Origin of the sequence: Kribbella sp. NPDC000426 (genome assembly GCF_040300265.1) — a bacterium.
Taxonomy (GTDB): Bacteria; Actinomycetota; Actinomycetes; order Propionibacteriales; family Kribbellaceae; genus Kribbella.
This window is the reverse complement of sequence record NZ_JBEPDK010000008.1, coordinates 219,201-235,381: the sequence shown is the minus strand read 5'-3', so window position 1 is coordinate 235,381 and position 16,181 is coordinate 219,201. Positions and strand designations below refer to the sequence as shown.

At 68.6% G+C, this 16,181-nt stretch carries 20 protein-coding genes; 4 read left to right on the top strand and 16 right to left on the bottom strand.

Annotated elements, in window-relative coordinates; genetic code table 11:
- Positions 1 to 17: 17 nt before the first annotated feature.
- Positions 18 to 797 carry a sulfite exporter TauE/SafE family protein gene (locus tag ABT313_RS35670; RefSeq protein WP_350863051.1) on the bottom strand — a complete coding sequence of 260 codons (780 nt, stop codon included), beginning with the start codon at positions 795 to 797 and terminating at the stop codon, positions 18 to 20.
- A 105-nt stretch (positions 798 to 902) separates the two neighbouring features.
- Between ABT313_RS35670 and ABT313_RS35665 the strand changes: the two genes are divergently transcribed.
- Both ABT313_RS35665 and ABT313_RS35660 read left to right on the top strand, forming a co-directional pair.
- Positions 903 to 1,331 (top strand): YciI family protein, encoded by a 429-nt coding sequence (locus tag ABT313_RS35665; RefSeq protein ID WP_350863048.1) that lies wholly within the window; start codon positions 903 to 905, stop codon positions 1,329 to 1,331.
- Positions 1,328 to 2,560: an RNA polymerase sigma factor gene (locus ABT313_RS35660; RefSeq protein ID WP_350863045.1), complete on the top strand. Its 1,233-nt coding sequence runs from the start codon at positions 1,328 to 1,330 to the stop codon at positions 2,558 to 2,560. The genes ABT313_RS35665 and ABT313_RS35660 overlap by 4 nt, the downstream gene beginning before the upstream one ends.
- A gap of 17 nt (positions 2,561 to 2,577) precedes the next feature.
- Here the strand turns inward: ABT313_RS35660 and ABT313_RS35655 are convergent, their stop codons facing one another.
- From ABT313_RS35655 to ABT313_RS35610, 10 genes are all read right to left on the bottom strand, one after another.
- Positions 2,578 to 3,903, bottom strand: coding sequence for an FAD-binding oxidoreductase (locus tag ABT313_RS35655; protein ID WP_350863042.1), 1,326 nt, complete (start codon positions 3,901 to 3,903; stop codon positions 2,578 to 2,580).
- Positions 3,904 to 4,025: 122 nt separating this feature from the next.
- Positions 4,026 to 4,268, bottom strand: a complete 243-nt coding sequence (locus ABT313_RS35650; RefSeq protein WP_350863039.1) for a hypothetical protein — start codon at positions 4,266 to 4,268, stop codon at positions 4,026 to 4,028.
- A 419-nt stretch (positions 4,269 to 4,687) separates the two neighbouring features.
- Positions 4,688 to 6,451: a proline--tRNA ligase gene (locus ABT313_RS35645; protein ID WP_350863036.1), complete on the bottom strand. Its 1,764-nt coding sequence runs from the start codon at positions 6,449 to 6,451 to the stop codon at positions 4,688 to 4,690.
- 89 nt (positions 6,452 to 6,540) lie between these two features.
- Entirely contained in the window at positions 6,541 to 6,903 is a 363-nt protein-coding gene (locus ABT313_RS35640) for a DoxX family protein (protein ID WP_350863034.1), read from the bottom strand.
- Between the two features lie 24 nt (positions 6,904 to 6,927).
- A complete protein-coding gene (locus ABT313_RS35635) occupies positions 6,928 to 8,019 on the bottom strand; it encodes a M14 family zinc carboxypeptidase (protein WP_350863031.1) in 1,092 nt (363 codons plus the stop codon).
- A gap of 54 nt (positions 8,020 to 8,073) precedes the next feature.
- Entirely contained in the window at positions 8,074 to 8,898 is an 825-nt protein-coding gene (locus tag ABT313_RS35630; protein ID WP_137254648.1) for a GNAT family N-acetyltransferase, read from the bottom strand.
- A gap of 49 nt (positions 8,899 to 8,947) precedes the next feature.
- Complete coding sequence (locus ABT313_RS35625) at positions 8,948 to 10,204, bottom strand: MFS transporter (protein ID WP_350863028.1); 1,257 nt, start codon at positions 10,202 to 10,204, stop codon at positions 8,948 to 8,950.
- Positions 10,205 to 10,222: 18 nt separating this feature from the next.
- Positions 10,223 to 10,705, bottom strand: coding sequence for a GNAT family N-acetyltransferase (locus tag ABT313_RS35620; protein WP_350863025.1), 483 nt, complete (start codon positions 10,703 to 10,705; stop codon positions 10,223 to 10,225).
- Entirely contained in the window at positions 10,702 to 11,346 is a 645-nt protein-coding gene (locus tag ABT313_RS35615) for a VOC family protein (protein ID WP_350863023.1), read from the bottom strand. The genes ABT313_RS35620 and ABT313_RS35615 overlap by 4 nt, the downstream gene beginning before the upstream one ends.
- Complete coding sequence (locus tag ABT313_RS35610) at positions 11,343 to 11,507, bottom strand: ribbon-helix-helix domain-containing protein (RefSeq protein WP_130450832.1); 165 nt, start codon at positions 11,505 to 11,507, stop codon at positions 11,343 to 11,345. The genes ABT313_RS35615 and ABT313_RS35610 overlap by 4 nt, the downstream gene beginning before the upstream one ends.
- A 56-nt stretch (positions 11,508 to 11,563) precedes the next feature.
- Between ABT313_RS35610 and ABT313_RS35605 the strand changes: the two genes are divergently transcribed.
- Entirely contained in the window at positions 11,564 to 11,929 is a 366-nt protein-coding gene (locus ABT313_RS35605; RefSeq protein WP_350863020.1) for a VOC family protein, read from the top strand.
- On the opposite strand, the gene trxA is transcribed toward ABT313_RS35605, so the two are convergent.
- The 4 genes from trxA to ABT313_RS35585 form a co-directional block, all read right to left on the bottom strand.
- Positions 11,926 to 12,258, bottom strand: a complete 333-nt coding sequence (gene trxA, locus ABT313_RS35600) for a thioredoxin (protein ID WP_350863017.1) — start codon at positions 12,256 to 12,258, stop codon at positions 11,926 to 11,928. The genes ABT313_RS35605 and trxA overlap by 4 nt on opposite strands.
- Entirely contained in the window at positions 12,255 to 12,623 is a 369-nt protein-coding gene (locus ABT313_RS35595) for a MerR family transcriptional regulator (protein WP_350863014.1), read from the bottom strand. Before ABT313_RS35595 ends, trxA begins: the two co-directional genes overlap by 4 nt.
- 71 nt (positions 12,624 to 12,694) lie before the next feature.
- The gene (locus ABT313_RS35590) at positions 12,695 to 14,308 is read right to left on the bottom strand and encodes a thiamine pyrophosphate-binding protein (RefSeq protein WP_350863011.1); all 1,614 of its coding nucleotides are present in this window, start codon (positions 14,306 to 14,308) and stop codon (positions 12,695 to 12,697) included.
- Positions 14,308 to 15,090, bottom strand: a complete 783-nt coding sequence (locus ABT313_RS35585; RefSeq protein WP_350863009.1) for a cyclase family protein — start codon at positions 15,088 to 15,090, stop codon at positions 14,308 to 14,310. The genes ABT313_RS35590 and ABT313_RS35585 overlap by 1 nt, the downstream gene beginning before the upstream one ends.
- A gap of 54 nt (positions 15,091 to 15,144) precedes the next feature.
- Between ABT313_RS35585 and ABT313_RS35580 the strand changes: the two genes are divergently transcribed.
- The gene (locus ABT313_RS35580; protein WP_350863007.1) at positions 15,145 to 15,651 is read left to right on the top strand and encodes an NUDIX domain-containing protein; all 507 of its coding nucleotides are present in this window, start codon (positions 15,145 to 15,147) and stop codon (positions 15,649 to 15,651) included.
- On the opposite strand, the gene ABT313_RS35575 is transcribed toward ABT313_RS35580, so the two are convergent.
- Positions 15,632 to 16,180 carry a nucleosidase gene (locus ABT313_RS35575; RefSeq protein WP_350863005.1) on the bottom strand — a complete coding sequence of 183 codons (549 nt, stop codon included), beginning with the start codon at positions 16,178 to 16,180 and terminating at the stop codon, positions 15,632 to 15,634. The genes ABT313_RS35580 and ABT313_RS35575 overlap by 20 nt on opposite strands.
- Between the last annotated feature and the right edge of the window lies 1 nt (position 16,181).

Genomic DNA, 16,181 nt, shown 5'->3' with positions numbered 1-16,181 from the left:
TACCTAGGGACGGGTCCTCAGCCGGCGAAGAAGACGTCGTACGCGAGTCGCAGGATCAGTGCCGACACCACGACCAGGAAGATCACCCGGACGAACCGGCTGCCGCGGGCCACCGCCGTACGGGCGCCGAGGAGGCCGCCGAGCATGTTCGCCGCTCCCATGATCAGGCCGAGGCCCCACAGCGGTGCGCCGTGCAGGGCGAAGACGAGGATCGCGCCGAGGTTGGTGGCGACGTTCGCGATCTTCGCCTTGGCGCTGGCCTGCAGGAAGTTGTAGCCGAGCAGACCGACCAGGGCGAAGATCAGGAACGAGCCCGTCCCCGGTCCGACGGCGCCGTCGTAGAAGCCGATGAGTACGCCGACACCGCTCGCCGCGAGGTAGTGGTCGCGGCCGTCGAACCGCAGCGCGGTCCGGGCGCCGAGTGACGGCTTCATCGCGGTGTAGATCGCGACCAGGACCAGCAGCACCAGCACGATCGGCTTGAACCACGACATCGGGATCTTCGTCGCCACCAACGCGCCGGTCGCCGCGCCGAGCCCGGCGAGGATCGCCAGCGGCAGGACAGTCTTCTTGTCCGGCCGGACCTTCACGCCGAACGTGACCGCGCTGGTCGTCGTACCGCACAGCGACGAGATCTTGTTCGTCGACAGGATCTGCGCCGGCGACGCGTTCGGCAGACCGAGCAGCATCGCCGGAAGCTGCAGCAGTCCGCCGCCCCCGACCACGGCGTCGATCCATCCCGCCGCGAAGGCGGCGATCACCAGGAACAGCAATGTCAGCAACGAAATATCAGGCACCGCGGTACGTCCTCACGGACCCGATGATCAGGTAAGGGCGTAGTACCGCTCAACCCTTACACCGGGGAGTGAGAGGTATGACACCTGATCCTGGAGAATGGCGGGGTGAAGTTCCTACTGCTGATCCACAACAACCTCGAGGCGCTCAAGCAGTTCACAGAGCAGCAGCTGTTCGAGATGTCGGGCGGGCCGGCCGGTCTGGCCGGCATCGCGCGGGAGCTGCTGACGAGCGGAGAGCTGGTCTCGGTCCTCCGGCTCAACGACCCCGGCGCGGACGAGAAGGACGTCCAGCTCGTCGCCGGTACGCCGGTGATCTCGGACCGTCCGCTGCTGGAGACCAAGGAGTTCCTGGCCGGCGCGATGGTGCTGGACTGCGCGTCGGTGGAGCGGGCGCTGGAGATCGCGGCGCATATCCCGCTGGCGCAGTTCCGGCGGGTCGAGTTCCGTGAGATCAACCAGGACCACGAGGAGTTTCTGGCCCAGCTCGCCTTTCTCGAGCAGGGCGGATCGCTCGAGGGGGCCGGCGAATCGTGACCGGTCCCGCGGCGGGCGAGCTCGAAGCGGCGATTCGGGCCGCGGCGCCGCGGGCACTGGCGGTTCTGGTTCGCCGGTACGACGCGTTCGACCAGTGTGAGGACGCGGTCCAGGAGGCGCTCGTCGATGCGTTCGTGCAGTGGGGCGCGAACGGCGTACCGGAGCAGCCGATCGGGTGGCTGATCAGTGTCGCGGCCCGCCGGATGATGGACGGTTGGCGACGCGACAACGCACGGCGGCAGCGCGAGCTGAACGATTTCCTGCGAGCGCCGGCCGACCAGTCCGACCCCGACGAGTACCACGAGGACGCCGACGACACGGTCCGGCTCCTCGTGCTGTGCTGTCATCCCGCGTTGACTCCGGCGTCGCAGATCGCGCTGACGTTGCGCTCGGTCGGCGGCCTCACCACCGCCGAGGTGGCTGCGGCTCTGCTGGTCAGCGAGAGCACCGTCGCGCAGCGCATCAGCCGGGCGAAGCGGTTGATCAAGGACGCGCGATTCGAGCTCCCGACGGCCGAAGAGTACGACGAGCGACTGGCCGCCGTACTGCAGGTCCTCTACTTGATCTTCAACGAAGGCCACACCGCGAGCGCCGGCGATTCGTTGCAGCGCGTCGATCTGGCCGAGGAGGCGCTCCGGATCACGCGCTTGCTGTGTCGGGCCACGGGCGAAGCAGGCGAGGTGGCCGGCCTGCTCGCGTTGATGATCCTCACCCACGCGCGCCGTGACGCGCGGACCGGTCCCGGCGGCAACCTGATCCCGGCCGATCGGCAGGATCGATCCCGCTGGTACGCCGACGAGATCGCCCACGGCACGCAAATCGTCGAGGAGACGCTGCGCACCGGCGCCGTCGGGCCGTACCAGCTGGAGGCGGCGATCGCGGCCGTGCACAGCGAGGCCGACTCGGTCGAGACCACCGACTGGGAACAGATCGTCGGCCTCTACCGCATCCTCGAGAAGGTCGACCCGAGTCCGATGGTGACGCTCGGCGCGGCGGTCGCGATCGCGATGACCGAGGGCCCGGAGGCCGGCATCGCGATCGTCGAAGGGCTGGCCGAGGACCGCTACGTCGGCGAGCATCATCGCCGCCTGTCGGTCCTCGCCCACCTGCACGAACTCGCCGGCCGTCCGGACCTGGCCCGGTCGAACTACCTCGCCGCGCTGGAGCGCACCCGGAACACCGCCGAACAGAACTACCTGCGCGACCGTCTTGCCAACCTCGACACGTGATGCCGGTTCACTCCGGCTCACTCCGGCTGCGGAGCCACGCTCAGTGCGTTGCGGAACACGTTGCCGGGGTCGACCTCCTGCTTGAGCGCGGCCAGGCGGGCGCGGTGTGATTCCGGATAGCAACTGTCGACGTCCGCATCGGTCGGGTTGGACAGGAAGTTCAGGTACGCGCCGTTCGGCCGCAGGGTCTCCCAGAAGGCGTCGAAGTCCTGCGCGGCCTGTGCGTCGGGCGTTCCCATCACCACCGAGTTGACCATGAACTGCGCGTCGCGGTGCGCGAACGCGGTCGCATCCGCGGGCATCGCCCCGAACGCGCCGCCCAGTGCGCGGATCTCCATCGCCATCGCCGGGATCTGCTGACGCGCCTCGAGCAGCCGGCCGGTGAGGTCGGGCCACCACATGTCGAACAGGCCGTTGCGGATCCGCGGCCTCCAGTCCGCGGGCATCGACATGTCGGACAGGACCTCGGCGTACGGCACCTCGGCGACCTTGTCCGTCAGCAGCGTGCCGAGGTTGCGCAGCGGTTCGAGGACCGCCGGGTCGCCTGCGACGCACACCATGATGGCGACCGGGACCTGACGGTCGGCCATCATCGTCGGCGCGAGCTGCAGCGATGACGTGAGGCTTTCGGGCGCGGTCGCGGCGTACTCCGCCCAGCCGTTGAGCACCTGCTCCGTCTGGGTCCACGGGTACAGCAGGGTGCCGTAGTGCACGGTCGGCTGCCGGACGGCGGTGATGTCGTACGACGTGACCACGCCGAGGCTGCCCGCGGCGCCGCGCAGTCCCCAGAACAATTCCGGCTCGTTGACAGCGTCGACCCGGCGTACTGCGCCGTCCGCGGTGACGACCTCGGCCGACACCACGTTGTCGATCGCCAGCCCGTGCTTGCGGACCATCCAGCCGATGCCGCCGCCCGCCATCAGCCCGCCGACGCCGACGCTCGCCGTGTCCCCCGACGAGATCGCCAGCCCGAGCTTCCCGAGTCGCGCGGCCACGTCACCCCAGGCCGCCCCGGCACCCACGCGCACGACGTCGTCCGGCAACACCTTGACCTCGTCCATCGGCCGTACGTCGATCACCACACCACCGTCGTTCGTACCGAACCCCGCCGCGTTGTGCCCACCACTCCGCACGGCGACAGGCAGGTCCCGCGCCTCGGCGTACCGCAAGGCAGCCACCACATCAGCCGCCCCCGCACACCGCACCACCACCCCCGGCCGCCCCTCGGCCATCACCACCCGCGCAGCCTCGGCATACCCCGCCTCCCCCGCCACGAGGACCTCACCCCGCACAACCCCACGAAGCTCGTCGATCCCCCCACCAACCACCACAAATTCCGTCATCACCACTCCCTAGATCCGAGACACCCCCTCTGGCGCCTCACCCCTGGATCGAAACCAACCGACTTTCCTCGACACACTCGACGAAAGAATTTGGGGGTGAGATGTGGTGGGATCCACCGCACCTAGAGGGGGCGCTCCAGCAGGAGCGCAGGCACTGCGGAGGTCGCGGTCAAGTACTCGCCCAGCTCGGGATCGATCAGACCACCAAGCGCGCTGACCTTGGCCGCCTCCCGCGACAAGTTCTCAGCAATCAACGGCTCATGGTGGGCGACGCGATTACGCAGCCGGTTGAGCGCCGCAACCTTGCTGTCCACGTCCCGCTTCCGATCCGTGCCGGGCGGGAACGCCTGGTGCAGATACGGCACCCAGACCGACTTCTCGTGGGCGGACGAGCTCAGAAAACGCCAGAATCCGAATGTGAGTTCGGCAATCACCTTGCCCGGGCCCCCGCTGGGGCCGACCCGCTCACAGGCCTGCTCGAGCTGGTCGCGTTGTACAAAGCCAGCGCGCGGTGCAGGTCGCCTCCGGAGGCGTCGCGGTACTTCGCTAGCCTCGCCGCGCTCAACCAGCGGAAGACCCACGGGCCCACCGGGGGCGCTGTGGGGCCTGTGGACGCCACAGAGGCTTGTTCCTTTCGGTGATAGAATCAACAACGAAAGCCCCGGTGGACCGCTGACTCAGGTCATGTCGCCGGGGCCACGTCTTTCCCGCGGCCGGGTTCTTGCGCAGGCAGGAGCAGGCCCACGGCGTCGGGCCTCGCCATCTCGGCGGGGCCCGACGTAGTTCAGCCGCGGACGGCGGTGACCAAGTGGTCCACGACGTCGGCGAGAGGGACGTCGGTGCGGGTGTTGGTGCGGCGGTCTTTGACCTCGATGGTGCCGTCGGCGAGGCCCTTGCCTACTACGGCGATGGTGGGGACGCCGATGAGTTCGGCGTCCTTGAACTTGACGCCTGGGGAGACCTTCTCGCGGTCGTCGTAGATGACCGTCAGGCCGCGGGACTCGAGCTCCGCCGCGAGCTCGGCGGCCTTCGCGAACACCTCGGAATCCTTGCCTGTGGCAACAAGGTGGACGTCGGCAGGGGCGATCTCGCGCGGCCAGACCAGGCCGAGCTCGTCGTGGTTGCCCTCGGCGATGGCCGCGACCGCGCGGGTCACGCCCACGCCGTACGAACCCATGGTGACCGTGACGAGCTTGCCGTTCTGGTCGAGGACCTTGAGGTCGAGCGCGTCGGCGTACTTGCGGCCGAGCTGGAAGATGTGGCCCATCTCGATACCGCGCGCGGTCTCCAGCGGACCCGAACCGTCCGGCGCCTGGTCGCCGTCGCGCACCTCGGCGGCCTGGATCGTGCCGTCGGCGGTGAAGTCGCGGCCGTGCACCAGGTTGATGACGTGGAAGCCGGACTTGTCCGCACCGGTCACCCACGCCGAGCCCTCGGCAACCCGCGGGTCGAGCAGGTATCGGATGCCGGACGCGTTGTCCTTGCCCAGCACGCCGGGACCGATGTAGCCCTTCGCGAGCGACGGGTACTTCTCGAAGTCCGCCTCCTCGAACGCCGCGACCTCGGCCGGCTCCATCTGCGCGCCGAGCCGCTTCTCGTCGATCGCCCGGTCGCCGGGCACACCGATCGCCAGCGGCTCACGCGACCCGTCCGGGTGCACCAGCATCACGAGCACGTTCTTCAACGTGTCCGCGGCCGTCCACTCGCGGCCGTCGGCGCGCGCGTGCTTCGCGTTCAGCGCGTCCACGAGCGTGTCGATCGTCGGCGTGTCCGGCGTGTCCACGACCTCGGCGGCCGGTACGCCGGACGCGTCGACCGCTGCGGCCTGCGGAACCACGACCGCCTCGACGTTGGCGGCGTACCCACCCGGGGAGCGGACGAAGGTGTCCTCGCCGTTCTCCGCGATCGCGAGGAACTCCTCGGACCGCGAGCCGCCCATCGCGCCGGACATCGCCTGCACGATCACATAGTCGAACCCGAGCCGGTCGAAGATCTTGATGTACGCCTCGCGATGCTTCTCGTACGACGCGGCGAGGCCGTCGTCGTCGACATCGAACGAGTACGAGTCCTTCATCACGAACTCACGCCCGCGCAGCACGCCGGCCCGCGGCCGTGCCTCGTCGCGGTACTTGTTCTGGATCTGGTAGATCGACAGCGGCAGGTCCTTGTACGACGAGTACAGGTCCTTGACGACCAGTGTGAACATCTCCTCGTGCGTCGGGCCGAGCAGCATGTCCGCGCCCTTGCGGTCCTTCAGCCGGAAGATGTTCGGCCCGTACTCCGTCCAGCGGCCGGTGGCCTCGTAGGGCTCGCGGGGCAGCAGCGCCGGGAAGATCAGCTCCTGCGCGCCGATCGCGTCCATCTCCTCGCGGACGATCTTCTCGACGTTGCGCAGCACCCGCAGGCCCAGCGGCAGCCAGGTGTAGATGCCGGGCGCGGCGCGACGGATGTACCCGGCGCGGACGAGCAGCTTGTGGCTCGGGACCTCCGCGTCCGCCGGGTCCTCGCGAAGGGTGCGGAGGAACAGCGACGACATACGCAAAATCACGGGAGTCTCCAAGCGTGCAAAAAGTCGAGAACAGGACAACAGAGAGAATATCGGTCCGCTGGTGATGGTCTCACCACGTTATCCACAGGTCACTCCCGGGCTGCCCTGAGCGCCCACCGGATCAACGGGATCTGCAACGGCAACCGCGCATAAGCGATGGCCCGGGCCGTCGGAGAACCCTTCTTCTGCAGGTCCGCGGCCATCTGCACATTCGCCGGAAACACCGCGACCAGCAGGCCCGCGCTCATCAACCCCGCCAGCCGCCGCGTGCGCGGATGCAGCAGACCTGCCGCGCAGGCCAACTCGGCCGCGCCGGACGCGTACACGAGTTCCTTCTTGCGCGGCAGCGCTCGCGGCACGATCTGCTCGAACGGTTCCGGCTTCAGGAAATGCAAGGATCCGAGCACGCCGAACAGAACGGCCAGGCCGGTGGTGGTCTTGCTCCGCGACATGCGCCGGAGCTTACCCGACAGTAATCACGGCAACGGCCCGTACGGCGTCGCCGCGGCCCGGGCCGCGTAAACCAACGCTGGTTTCAGCAACGGCCAGAACGTCGAGGCAATACACGAGTACGCCGGCAGGAAGCCCGCGCACCACCCGCTCTTCGGACCGATCTCGAACGTGTACGACGGCACGCCACGCGTCCCGTACAACCAGTCGCTGGTCGAACCCGGGGTGAAGTACCCGATCCCGCCGTCGCCGGTGAAGACCGGATAACCCGTGACCGCACTCATTTTGTTGCCCAGGGCCACCAACGCGGCCCGGTCCGGCGCGGCATCCCGGGTGTAACCCCACGGCGCCAGAATGTCGTTGCCGTAGCTGTGCAGGGTCAGGAAGACGCCGGTCGTGCTCGCGGCGGCCCGGTCGTCCACCGCGCCCTTCGTGTCCGGAAAGATCGCGGCCAACAAGCCTTGTATCGCTACGGTCTCCGGCTCGGACGCCGGCTTCGCCCCGGGGTACATCTCGGTGCACGGACCGCCTTGGTTCGCGTCCCACTGGAACGACGAGTTCCGGTTCAGGTCGACCCCGGGGTACGACGTCAGGCAGTCGCCCGCGCTGTCGTCAACGTTCTTGCGCTGCAGCAGCGGCCGGGCCGGATCCGACGCGACGACGTCCACTCCGTCCGGATTCGCGATCGGCACCACCCACAGCTCGCGGGTGTCGAGCAGTGCGGTGATCTCGGGGTCGACGCCGTACGACGAGACGAGCAGGTCGATCCATCGGTACGCGATCTCGCCGGTCGCGATCTCGCGCGCGTGGATCTGCGCGTGCACAACCAGCTTCGGCTTCTTGCCAGTGCTGTTCAGCGCACAGTCGCCGGGCGCGAGCTTCGTGATGCAGAGGGCCTGGATGTCGTGCCCGCCCCGTCCTTGCGCCTTCAGCCACGAGTCGCCGATGTCGTACAGCTTCACCAGGTCCGGATGCGCCGCGGCCACGGCCGCATTGTGCTGCTCATGGCCGACGACGGTGTGGTACCCGCCGTAGTACGTCACCACCGGCGACGAGTAGGCCGCCGAGGAGATCAGCAGCAGGGCAAAGGTGCACAGGAACGCCGCGAGCCTTCGCATGCCGACCAGCCAACCCGACAACCGCCGTCGCCGGATCACGGAGAGTAAGCAGTATCAGAACAGAATCGTCGCGAACGTCTCGATCGTGCGGAAGCCGACCCGCTCGTACGCCGCCCGCGCCGGCAGGTTGAACGCGTTGACGTACAGCGTCACGACGGGCGCGATCTGCCGGGCCAGCTCCACCACAGCCGCCATACCTGGCGCGGCCAGGCCCCGGCCGCGGTACTCCGGATCGACCCACACGCCCTGGATCTGGCACACACCCGAACCGACCGAGCCGACCTCGGCCTTGAACACGACCCGGCCGTCCTCGATCCGCGCGAACGCACGCCCGGCCCGGATCAGCTCCGCGACCCGGGACCGGTAGAACGTCCCGTCCGGCCCGGTCTGCGGCGGTACGCCGACCTCCTCGGTGTACATCGCCACACAGGCCGGATACAGGACCGGGAGCTCGACCGGCTCCACCGCGCGGACCAGCGGATCCGGTGCGATCAGCGGCGACCCCTCGATCACCATGAACGGCTGGTCGTCCCGCACCTCGCGGGCCGGACCCCAGTGCGGCTCGAGGATGCTCCACAGCTGGTCGACCGCGCGAGCCTGCCCGAGGATCTGGAAGCAGTTCCGTCCGCGCCGCATCGCGTACGCCGCGAACGCGCGGAGCGCCGCGTCGTCCGCACCCACCGGCACCATGTTCCCGCCGGCGTGGCACAGGGCCTCCAGCGCACCCTTGTCGACGTACCCCCAGACCTCGGCGCCGCGGCGCGGGTCTAGTCCGGACGCCTGGACCAGGCTGTCGACGAACACGTTCACAACCGGATCGCGAGCGATGACCGCACGCGCCGCCGCGAGGTCACGAGGACCGAGAACCCGTACGCCCACGCGCAGAACCTAGCGGATGAACGCAGTACACGTATGCAACGGGGCCGGGTCAGGAAAGCTCGGGGTCCGCTCCGGCCGCGATCCGGCGCAGCGGCGAGGTCCAGGCGAAGATGACGCCGAGGCATCCGAACAGGCCCATCAGCACCATTCCGGTGCGCGGTCCGTACGCGTTGCCGAGCACCCCGCCGACCACTGAGCCCAGCGTCCACCCGACGCCCCACGACAGCATCCGGCCTGCTGTGTTGACCCGGCCGAGCAGCTTCTCGGGAGTCACCTGCTGGCGGTACGAGATCGCGTTGACGATCACCAGCACGTACGCCGAACCCCACACGAGCGTTGCGATCGCTGCGGCAACCCAGTCGGGTGACAACGGTGTGAGCACGCCCAGGAGCGCCGAGACCGGCAGTGCGTACAGCGTGATGGCTGCAGGCGGCATCCGCTTCAGCAACCGGGGCAGGCTGAGTGCGGCGATCAGTCCGCCGATGCCCCACGTCCCCCAGACCAGTCCGAACCGGAGCCCCGACGTACCGATGTGGAGAACACGGTCGCACCAGACCACGATCAGCGCCATGAATCCGCCGCCTGCGAACGACTGCACGCTGCCGACGATCGTCATGGTTCGTACGCCGGCGTGGCGGACCAGGTACCGCAGGCCGTCAGCGATGTCGGTCAGTACTACCCGCGGCCGGAGCGGCGGCTGACCCGCCCGGGACTCGGACATCGCCCGTACGATCCCCCGGACCGCGAACGCGGACGCTGCGAAGCTGAGCGCGTCCAGCGTGAGCAGACTGGCCGGATCGAGTACTGCGAGGGTCAGACCAGTCAACGGGGGCACGAACAGCTCGATCAGGCTCGACGCCGTCCAGACTGCGGAGTTCGCCTGCGCTACCCGGGCTCGTCCGACCAGGACTGGCAGCGCACCGAAGTTGGCACCGTCGAAGAAGGTGTAGACGGACTGCACAGTGAACGCGACCACCAGTACGTGGGCGATCGACAGCACACCGAGCAGATGCGCAACCGGCACCGAACCGACGAGCACGGCGTTCACACAGTCCGCGGTGATCATCACGCGCCGCCGGTTCCAGCGGTCTGCGAGCGCACCCGCGAACAGTCCGGTCAGCAAGTACGGCGCGGACTCCAGCGCTGTCACCAGTGCGGTCAGGACGGTCGAACCGCTGAGCCGGTAGACGAGCACCGGGAGCGCGATCGCGGTGACCATCGACCCGGTGATCGACAGCGCACGGGCCAGCCAGTACCGCCGGAAGTCCGGGTCGTCGCGCAGCCGCGCGGGCATCACTGTCGTCATGAGCGGAATCCTGCAAGTTCAGGTGCGGTCGAGGTCAATGACCATCCACATCAAATCGACGCCTAGATCGCGGTTCGGGGTCCGTTTCGCCTCGGTGAAACCTTGGGAGCGGTAGAAGCCGATCGCCTGCTCGTTCGCGACCAGCACGTCGAGGAAGAGTTCCGGCGTACCGTCCGGGAGGGCTGCGATCGCGGCGTCGAGCAGTGCTTTGCCTACGCCCTTGCGCTGCTGGTCAGGCAGTACGTAGAGCTTCCACATCACCCAGGAGTCTTCCTCGCGGCCCAGTCCGACCATGCCGAGGAGCTCGACGCCGTCAGAAGCTACGAGGGTGATGCCTTTGCTGATGCCGCGCTCGACGGCCTCTACGGACCACCACTCGGCCAGTCCGTCGGTCATGAACGCGTCCGACACCAGTCCGGCGTACGCGACCGGCCAAGTGGTCAGGCCGATCTGCCGGATCGCATCGACGTCGCTGAGCTCGGCCCGGCGTACGGCGATCATCCGTGCACCACGACCAGCTGGCCGTCCGGGTCCACGATCTCCAGTCCGTCGGCGGTGCGTGTCGCTTCATAGTCGTTCAGTCTGCGCCGGACGTCGTCCAGGGCCTCCGTCGTCGTCAGGTCCAGCCGGACGGCGAAGCCGCCATCCGTCGGCCCGAATCGCGCAGGGACCTCCATGCCGAGGCCTTCGAAGAAGCGGCGCCAGGCCGGCTCCTCTGCACCCGTGAGGTACGGCGTGACCGACCAGCGCTCGTCCGGACGCGCATCGTGCAGCTTGTACCCGTACATGTCCTCGGAACGCTCGTCGACCCAGATGACGACGCCATCCGGTCCTGTCACCGACAGAACGCGCCCGTACGCCTCGTCGAAGACAGTCGCGTCGACGAACCCCACCTGCTCCAGCCGGTCCCGCAGCTCGTCGATCTTCTCCGCCTCGAACGACAGCGTGGTCTGGCCCGGCTGTCCGCCCGTGCTACTGCTAGCCGCGTCGTGCAGCGCGACCATGCCACGACCGGTCAGCATGTCCACCCACCCGCCCCGCTCGGACTCGATCCGCGACCGCAGCCCCAGCAGCTCGAGGAACCCGCGCATCGCCTCCACGTCCGCCGTGAACCGCAGCGGTCTGATCACTGCGTTGCTCATCCCCGCGCCTCCCCATGCTTGTCCAGGTACTCCGCCAGCGCCTGCTCGACCAACGACGACAAACTCGCCCCCTCGTCGATCGCCTTGTGCTTCACCCGCCGCACCAACCCCGGCGGCAGATACACGTTGAACTGCACCTTCTTGCCACCATCATCCGCCATGGCTATATTGCTAGCATCCTAGACAGCTAACCGTCAACCGACAGGGAGATCCGACGATGAACCTCCGCTTCGACCACCTCGGCCTGCTCACCGACAGCCGCGAGAAGAACCAGGACCTGGCCGACTTCTTCGCCGGCATCCTCGGCCTGGAGATCTCCGGCACGGCGAGCGAGGGGTACGCCGAGGTGAAGGCCGGCGCGATGACGATCGCGCTGCACACCGGCGCGATGGTCGACGATTTCGGCCCGCTCGGCGGCACCCTCCTCCAGTTCAGCAGCGACGATGTCCGCGCCGACATCGAGGAGATCCGCCGCCGAGGCGGCACCGTGGTTCTCGAGCCGGTCGAGACCGACTGGGGCACGACGTCGGCGTACGTCGCCGGGCCCCATGGCGTGCTGGTCGAGCTCTACAGGTTCAACTAAACGGCGGCGAGCAGCGCGTCGTCGAGTTCCTTGACGAGTTTGGCCTTGGGGCGGGCGCCGACGACGGCCCAGATGACCTCGCCGTGGTGGAAGAGCATCAGGGTGGGCAGCGCCATCACGCGGTAGTTCGCGGCGATGGCCGGGTTCTCGTCGGCGTTCAGCTTGAGCACGGTCAGATCGTCGCGGTCGGCAGCGATCTGGGCCAAGACTGGCGCGATCTGGTGGCAGGGCGGGCACCACTCGGCCCAGAAGTCCACGAGTACGGGCTTCTCGGACCGCAGGACGACCTCGTCGAAGGCGGCCTCGTCGACGGTACGCAGTTCGCTCATAGTTGTTTCATCCTCCAGCTCTCGGCATCGGTCAGGAGGTCGGTCAGCCGGGCCCGCAGATCGGTGAGTTCCGCGATCCGCCGGTCCACGTCCGCGATCCGGGTCCGGTACGCCGTGAGCGACGCCGGGCACACGTCCGCCCGCTCGTTGCCGGCGCGCAGGCACTCGATGAACGGGTACGTCTGCTCCGCGGTCAGCCCGAGACTGAGCAACGCCTTCACCTCGCGCACCACGACCACGTCGTCCGCGTCGTACACGCGGTACCCGTTCGCCTCGCGCCGCGGCCTGAGCAGCCCCTGCGCCTCGTAGTACCGCACCGCCTTGACCGTCACACCGGCCTCGGCCGCCAGATCGCTGATCCGCATTCCGCCTCCTTCACCCCGACGCTAAACCTTGCCCCCAGGGTCAAGGTCAAGCCAGGATAGGCCGGACCGCCTCAGTGGCCGCGGAACGCCTCCTCCAGCCACCAGGACGGCTGGTCCGCAACGACCTTCGCATCCACGAGCATCGGCGCCTCGCGTGGTCCGTCGAGCCATCGCGTGACCGCGGCGAGGTCGTCGACCGTGCGTACGGTCGCGGCCTCGAAGCCGTACCCCCGCGCGATCGCGGCGATATCGGTCGGCGGGAACGTCACCGTGTCCGTCGGATGCCCGTCGGGACCGAAGTGGTGTACCTCGGCGCCGTACGCATCGTCGTTGTAGACGACCACCAGCATCGGCAGACCCAGTCGTCGGACCGTGTCGAGTTCTGCCGCACTCATCAGCGCGCCGCCGTCGCCCAATGCCGCAACCGGCAGCCGGCCCGGCTGGGCGAGCGCGGCACCGATCGCGGTCGCGAGGCCGAGGCCGATCGACTGGAACGCCTGCGTGAAGCACAGGCCGTTCTCGTCGGGCACGGCCAGATACGCGCTCGGGTAGCCCATGAAGTTGCCCGAGTCGACGGCGACCACACGCTCGGCTGGGAGTACGTCGTCGAGCGCGATGCTCAACGTCCGCGGGTCGATCCGCTCCGCAGTACTCGTGTCGTCGTACTCGACGTCCCGCCAGCGCGCGCTGCCGAGCTTGACATCCCGATAGCCAACGCGCTGCTCGCCGAATGCGCCGAGGGCGAGCTCGGCGGTGAGGCCGACGTCGCCGGTGACTCCCAGGTGGATCTCGCGATGCGCGCCGAGTGCGGACCTGTCGTCGTCGACCTGCACCACGGTCGCGTCGGGTCCGATCAGCTGGCCGTGGCGCATCGTCCACATGTTCAGGGCGCAGCCCCAGCCGACGATGAGGTCGGCGGCGCGGATCAGTTCCGCAGTACGCGGTGAGGCGAAGCCGCCTGAGATCCCGAGCGACCATGGGTTGCCGTGGAACAGGCCGTGCGCGACGGCCGAGGTCGCGAGGAGTGCGCCGGATCGCTCCGCCAACGCTTCGAGGATCTGACGATGTCCGCGAGCTCCGCGACCTGCAACGAAGACCGGCCGCTCGCAACGCCGCAGCAGGTCAGTCAGGGCGGCGACCTCGACGGCCTCCGGCACCACCGCCTCCCTCGACGGCAACGGCTGCGTGGCCGCAGGTGACGGAACCTCCAACGCCTGCGTGGGAAGCGGCACGTTCAGCAACACCGTCCTGCGTTCGCGTACGGCGGTTTCCACGGCCTCGCGCGCCTCGGCGACCGCAGTCTCCGCCGACGTGATCCGCACCGGGACCGCGCCCACCGCGCGAGCCAACGCCTCCTGGTCGACGTAGAAGTTCGACCGCGGCTCGAGGACCTCCGCCGCGACCACGACCATCGGTGTACGGCTCTTGGCCGCCTCGGCGATCCCGGTCATCGCGTTGGTCAGACCGCAGCCCTGGTGGACCGTCAGCGCGGCGACCGTCCCGCTCATCCGCGAGTACGCGTCGGCCATCGTGGCCGCACCGCCCTCGTGCCGCGCGGCGACGAAGCGCGCGCCGGCGGCGACCATCGCATTCGTCAGATGGAAGTTGCCTGACCCGACCACGCCGAACACCTGGCGGACGCCCGCGGCCACCAGCGCCCGGCCGACGGCGCCCGCGACGTTCATCAGCGTTCGACCAGCGCGAGCACCCGGGCGGGAGCGCCGGAGCCGCCGACGATCGGCAACGGTCCGGCGATGACGACGGCGCCCGTCGGCGGGAGCTGCGCGAGGTTCTGCAGTTGTGTCAGCCCGTACTTGTCGCTGCCCATCAGGTACGAGTGACACGGGAACGGTGGGTCGAACGAGTGCGCCTTCCCCGCGTCGGTGCCGACCGTCTCGACGCCCATACCGAGGACTGGCGACTCCTGCGCGACCCAGCGCGCGCACTCGGGCGACAGGCCCGGGGTGTGCGGTCCGTTCTCGTCGGCGTTGATGAATGCCTCCTGCGAGTGCGATCGGGCGTCCCAGCCCGTGCGTACGAACAGCCAGCCGCCCTTCGGGAGCGGAACGTTGTCCGCCTCCCAGGCCTTGAGGTGATCGACCTCGACGAGGAAGTCGGGATTCTTCTCCACCTCGGCGGTGAAGTCGAGCACGACGGCCGGTGCGATCAGCCGGTTCGCCGGGACCGAAGCGATGTCGGCGAGGTCCTTGCCGGTGACCCAGTGGTTCGGTGCGTCGAAGTGCGTGCCGGTGTGCTCGCCGCTGGTGAAGTTGTTCCAGTACCAGGCCGGCCCGCGGTCGTCGTACCTGCTGATCTCCTCCAGCGCGAACTGCGCCGTCTGGCCGAACTCCGGCGGAAGCTGGATCACCGGCGTCGACGCGGACAGCGGCGAGGTCAGATCCACCACCTCGATCGACCCGTCCGCGAGGGCAGTGATGAGTGCCGACAGGAGCGACGAACCGGCCATGCGGACCTCCAGCGAATGGCGTACTTGACCCAAGGCCAAGTCAGCATAGACCGCATGCTGCTCGCGACCTTTCGCTCACCGGAACTCGCTCCCGGCGGACGTGTGGTCGAACGCACCGCGGTCCGCGGAGTGCTGTTCCGCGGACCGGAGTTGCTGCTGCTCGGCTCGCGGCACGGCGACTACAAGTTCCCCGGTGGCGGCGTCGAGCTGGGCGAGTCCTTCGAAGTCGCGCTACGCCGCGAGTTCCGTGAGGAGTGCGCGTACGACGCGGTTGCCGTCGGCGCGGAGCTGGTGACGACCCGCGAGGAGGTGCCGGCCATCGACGCGGAGTACGACGTGTTCGGCATGACGTCGTACTACTTCGAATGCTCGGGCGGGACGCCGGTCGGTCAGCAGCAGCTGGAGGGCTACGAGGCCGACCTGGAACTCACGCCGCAGTGGGTGACCGTCGACGCTGCCCTGGCGGCGAACCGCGCAGTGATGGAGAGCGGCGTCGGCGTGATGCGCTGGCTGGTCCGGGAGACCGCAGTACTGGAGTGGCTCAGCGCACGTACTCGCTGACCCACTCGCCCAGCACCTTGGCGCTCGCGTCCACCAGAGCAGGCCAGTCGAGCGCTGCCTCATCCGCCGAGTCGGACACATGCTTCACGACACGGACCGGTACGCCGTACTCGCGGCACGCGTAGACGACACCGTACGCCTCCATGTCCACCAGGTGCGCCCGGTCCGCCAGCCGCTGCCGCACCACCGGATCCGTCACGAACACATCCCCCGACGCGAGCACCGTCCCGTCGCCACCGTCGATGCGCAACTCATCCTGCGGATCCAGCCCGATAGCCCGGACCGCCTGCGCATTCACGTCGTGATTGATCACCACACTGGGCAGGTAAAGCCCACCCATCCCGTCCCGCAACGCCCCGGTGGTCCCCACGTTGAGAACCACCAGATCCGACGTGTCCCGCTCCCCCAGCGCCCGACTCACCGCAACCGCCGCAGCCGTCTTACCCACCCCGGTAACCACCACCGGAATCCCCGCCGGCACATACCGAGCCTCCCCAGCGACAGCACTAACTACCAGGTACTCGGTCACC

Coding starts and splice junctions, on each gene's coding strand:
- ABT313_RS35655 (WP_350863042.1), bottom strand. CDS start 3,903: ATGACGGAATTTGTGGTGGTTGGTGGGGGGATCGACGAGCTTCGTGGG.
- ABT313_RS35640 (WP_350863034.1), bottom strand. CDS start 6,903: ATGTCGCGGAGCAAGACCACCACCGGCCTGGCCGTTCTGTTCGGCGTG.
- ABT313_RS35635 (WP_350863031.1), bottom strand. CDS start 8,019: ATGCGAAGGCTCGCGGCGTTCCTGTGCACCTTTGCCCTGCTGCTGATC.
- ABT313_RS35625 (WP_350863028.1), bottom strand. CDS start 10,204: ATGACGACAGTGATGCCCGCGCGGCTGCGCGACGACCCGGACTTCCGG.
- ABT313_RS35620 (WP_350863025.1), bottom strand. CDS start 10,705: ATGATCGCCGTACGCCGGGCCGAGCTCAGCGACGTCGATGCGATCCGG.
- ABT313_RS35615 (WP_350863023.1), bottom strand. CDS start 11,346: ATGAGCAACGCAGTGATCAGACCGCTGCGGTTCACGGCGGACGTGGAG.
- ABT313_RS35610 (WP_130450832.1), bottom strand. CDS start 11,507: ATGGCGGATGATGGTGGCAAGAAGGTGCAGTTCAACGTGTATCTGCCG.
- ABT313_RS35605 (WP_350863020.1), top strand. CDS start 11,564: ATGAACCTCCGCTTCGACCACCTCGGCCTGCTCACCGACAGCCGCGAG.
- trxA (WP_350863017.1), bottom strand. CDS start 12,258: ATGAGCGAACTGCGTACCGTCGACGAGGCCGCCTTCGACGAGGTCGTC.
- ABT313_RS35595 (WP_350863014.1), bottom strand. CDS start 12,623: ATGCGGATCAGCGATCTGGCGGCCGAGGCCGGTGTGACGGTCAAGGCG.
- ABT313_RS35590 (WP_350863011.1), bottom strand. CDS start 14,308: ATGAACGTCGCGGGCGCCGTCGGCCGGGCGCTGGTGGCCGCGGGCGTC.
- ABT313_RS35585 (WP_350863009.1), bottom strand. CDS start 15,090: ATGGCCGGTTCGTCGCTCCTGTCGGCACTCATCACTGCCCTCGCGGAC.
- ABT313_RS35580 (WP_350863007.1), top strand. CDS start 15,145: ATGCTGCTCGCGACCTTTCGCTCACCGGAACTCGCTCCCGGCGGACGT.